General features: G+C 41.0%; 3 protein-coding genes. 2 read left to right on the top strand and 1 reads right to left on the bottom strand.

The window, feature by feature from the left end:
* Positions 1–2,098: hypothetical protein (locus J5224_RS23940; RefSeq protein ID WP_264627729.1), on the bottom strand; the 2,098-nt coding region annotated here is incomplete at its 3' end.
* 392 nt (positions 2,099–2,490) lie between these two features.
* On the opposite strand from J5224_RS23940, the gene J5224_RS23935 reads away from it, so the two are divergent.
* Together J5224_RS23935 and cybB are read left to right on the top strand one after the other, a co-directional pair.
* On the top strand, positions 2,491–3,081 hold the full coding sequence (locus J5224_RS23935; protein WP_264627728.1) for a flavin reductase family protein: 591 nt from the start codon (positions 2,491–2,493) through the stop codon (positions 3,079–3,081).
* Between the two features lie 144 nt (positions 3,082–3,225).
* Entirely contained in the window at positions 3,226–3,774 is a 549-nt protein-coding gene (gene cybB / locus J5224_RS23930) for a cytochrome b561 (protein ID WP_264627727.1), read from the top strand.
* The last annotated feature ends 63 nt before the right edge of the window (positions 3,775–3,837 follow it).

Genomic DNA, 3,837 nt, shown 5'->3' with positions numbered 1-3,837 from the left:
GTGGTGAATGCTTACTTTCAAATTCCCATACTCCACCGATATTAACCACGGGCGTAAATACATCATCTTTATTTGCTACATAACGATAAACACCATCCGAAATAAGCGTTTCAGAAACAGAATACATCTCATTATCAACAAAAACATGAAGTATATCATCTATTCTTGCCAACGTTCCATCCGCATATAAATCCGGAGAGCTATTTTTAATGAGATAAATATCATATCCTTGTTGATAGATTCCATACGTATTTTCCAATATTTTTTTTGTTTCAGGTGTGAAACGAACATCTGGACTTATATGCCAAGCATTATCATCATTATAATAAATAACTTTTTTACTCATTTCATCGACAAAATTCCCATATTCTCTATCGATAAAAGTTATTTCATCAGGGTCTGAAGTTTCGATTGTTAATCTGTTATTTGTGTGTTTTATTTTTCTGGTCATCTTAAGAATTTCATCTTCTAAATTTTTAGACTCCATGTCATTTATTTGTTTTGCTGAAAGTGAAGAAAGCAGATCTTTGGTAAAACTAATAAAATAGCCATATATTTCACTTACGGAACTCACGGATAACTCATTCCCATCGATGGCATCGGCAATCATATCCATAGAAGTTGCAGCCATTGATAAAATCATCCGACCCCGGTTATAATGCGGTACCCACTCCATAAGCAGATCAATACTTTCATCTATTTTCTTAGTTAGCTCAACAATATGCATGTCTGTTGCACATCCCTCCTCTTTAACATTATAATCATAGAGAATTCTTCCTTCTTCAGCGAGTGTGGATAGGGGATGCTTTATTGCCTTAGCAATGAGTCGCAAGGTATCACTCAGTGTTGGATTTTCTCTTTCTTTTTGACAAAAAGTGAGATCAATAATCTTCACTTCGTCTTTTTCTGGTTTTTGCGCGGTAACATTTTCACCTTTTAAGACATGCTCTCTTATTGCTGAATAGAAATAATCATTCCTGTTTTTATGCAAAACCTGGCCGTGCGTAATAGTGTGTTTATACATATCCATCACATCGTATGGCATATCGACATTCTTATTTGAATATATATCACTGATGTATAACTTAACATCCTGGCGCAGTCTTTTACCCTCCCCCCCTTTCCTCGCTAACTTCACTTCGTCTAAAATCAATAATAACTTATCAATAAAAAACACCCCATAGATGAAAGAAACGCCACTTAACCCATTTTTCCTATTTTCATGAAGATAATGCAATGTTAAATCAATACAGGCCAAGATCAACTTCGCATCCCTTACCTGACCGTTTTTAGCATTACTGACCTCGACTGTTTCATTCGCTTTGGAGTATAACAAATGCAGTTCATTTCTAATTCGCCAATCGATCATTGGATCATTCAAAAAAAAATTTATTTCCTCTGAAACCGATATCTTTTTTTCCTTTAAGTCATTATGTGACCGCTGCACCCTTATTTTCATATCAACATTAAAAACCTTATTATAAAAATCATCCAAGTGTAGAGGTGCTAACTTTCCAATGACTTCAATTTCCTTCAAATACTCATGCAGTGTTATTTTAAACTCTCGAGTCACAGAGGAGTGATTAGTGAGTGAGTTTTCGCTGGCGTTTAGCCCAGCGTTTTTATGGGAATCCTGTTGTATTGCGTTTAATCTCTGCATGCTGTAGGCGTTATTACCCTGCACAATTTGATGCACAGCAAAAGAAAGAGAGTCGTTTTTTTCTACGCTTCTATTTTCAGTAGATGGATTCACATTGCCATAAGTGCTGTATATTTTACGCCCAACTGTCGCTGTTAAAACTAATCCAGCCACAATACCAACAGCACGCTGAAAAGCGGGATGCCACATTCTGCCAAAGAAGCCATTAGTAGGCCTTACATTTTCGGATGAGCCAGGCTCACTTAATAAATGCTCGCTATCACACCCGGCAGCACCTGGTTTTTTGCTAAAAGAGGGTTCTTCTCGCGAATTTTTTACAACTATTATATCTTGCAAGCATGTCGCAGTGATGTTACAAGTTTCTTGCTCAGGAAAACCTGTTTGTGAAAATAACACTATATTACGAATAGTATTATTGCATTGTATTGCTTTTGGCATAAAAGACATCCATTTTATTAAAAATTACATGACCATCAGATATTCAAAAATACAAACAAAACAATCAATAGTGTATTTAGTGATACCGAATTTTCATATCATTAAACGATATAATATCGATGAGTGAGATCATTGGTATTAACCAATGGACCGAGAACTTGAAATTGATTGATAGGCAATTATTTTTGCATTGCTCAAAAAACAGGCTATCGCATTCACCATCATGTTAGCCACTGATGACTCGGCCCCGTTTTTATACATGCACTGATAATAAAGGAGTATTGCCTCCCTCTTTCGGGTCATTGTTCTGGTAGAAATGATGGCAGTAGTATCGGGGAGGGCTAAGGCCTGATGGCATTACGCCCGTCCACGTTCTACTGAGGTGATTGATAATGAAAAAAAGCGTTAACGTAAAATCGTTTTACTATGGTTTTCCGGTATTTTTGGCTTCAACTCGCGACCCCATCACGCAACAACTGAATATCGCGCCACTCTCTGCCTCTTTTTCACTCGGCAATACGCTGATGATTGGCGTAAATAAAAGCAACAAAACTCACGACAATATCGTGGCCGGTTCGGATGTGGTGATCAATATCCCCCCGCATCAGTTGTGGTCTAAAATTGAGCAGTTGGGCCGTGTGACCGGAAGAGAAATTGTGCCTGACAGTAAATTGAGTCAGGGTTTTTCCTACTGCTCAGATAAAGCGGATTTAAGCGGATTTACCCTGGAAGCCTCCACGCAGGTTTCCCCCGATCGTATTGCAGATTGCCCGATTCAGGCTGAATGTAAAACCGTCGACGTTATTGAGAAAGCGGCCTTCATTTTGGTGGAGTTGGATATCAAACAGGTGTGGATCGATGAATACCTGTTGAACGAAGATGGCTCCCTCAATACCGCTCAGTGGAACCCGCTTATCTATAAGTTCCGTGAATACAACACCACCACGCCTGCATTTGGGTTTAACTTTAAATACGGCAGTTGATGTGCTGATTGGCGGACGAGGCAGGACGTAAAGATTTTAAATCTCCCTTGACGATGTGGCGTTATTTCCGGTAACTCTCAACGTTTGTTTATGTTACGGTTTCTTGCTGCCGACTCGCTATAGCATTCAATGGGATATGCCACGATGACTCGATTCTCCAGATTACAGATTCACCTGCATTGGATAACGCTGCTGCTGATTGCGCTGGCGTATGCGGCGATGGAATTGCGGGGCTGGTTTCCACGCTCATCCTTTGCCTTTTCCGCAATGAGAACGTTGCATTACAACGCAGGGGTTGCCGTTTGGGTATTGATGTTTATCCGCATAGGGCTCAAGCACAAATACCAAACGCCCGCGATCGTGCCTGCGCCACCGCAATGGCAGCATCACCTCGCCACGCTGACGCATATCGTGCTTTATGCTACTTTCCTGGCATTGCCTTTATTGGGCATTGCCATGATGGCATATGGCGACAATGAATGGTCGCTCATGGGCTTCACCGTCTCCCCTTTCGTCACGCCCGATGAAGACACTCAGTTCCTGCTGAAAGACATTCACGAAACGCTCGCCAATCTGGGCTATGTGCTGATTGCCCTGCATGCAGGCGCAGCACTCTTTCACCATTATGTTCAGCGCGACAATACGCTGCTGCGCATGATGCCGGGCAAATCCGACACCACTCAAACGCGCTAAACGCCAAGGACAGAGCATATGCTCTGGCCTTGTACGCTTACCCGGAGAAACGTTATTCCACCC

The organism is Candidatus Symbiopectobacterium sp. NZEC135, assembly GCF_025962695.1.
Note: the sequence above shows the minus strand (reverse complement) of the source record. Positions and strands in the feature narration are given on the sequence as shown.